Annotated in this window: 1 protein-coding gene; it reads right to left on the reverse strand. The window is 56.2% G+C overall.

The annotated features are described in order from the left end of the window. Nucleotides 1-203, reverse strand: a 203-nt coding sequence (locus HGT70_RS16540; RefSeq protein ID WP_214196589.1) for a hypothetical protein, incomplete at both ends; no start/stop codon positions are given.

Below are 203 nucleotides of genomic sequence, written 5' to 3' on the forward strand. Positions count from 1 at the left end.
GTCAGCCCACTGCTTTTTTGCTCGCTGAGGTGGCTCTGGGTACTGCGTGATTCACTCGTTGTAATAGTGACCTGCTTGGCGGCCAGGTCAATATCTCGCTTCGCCAATAGCTCGGCACCGGTGAGAGTTATCCCATTGCCTGCAGTGACCTTGACGCTACCCTCGCTACTCCCGACTAAGCTTGCGAGGTGGCTAACCGATGC

The sequence above is a fragment of the Rosenbergiella collisarenosi genome, assembly GCF_018494085.1.
Classification (GTDB): Bacteria; Pseudomonadota; Gammaproteobacteria; order Enterobacterales; family Enterobacteriaceae; genus Rosenbergiella; species Rosenbergiella collisarenosi.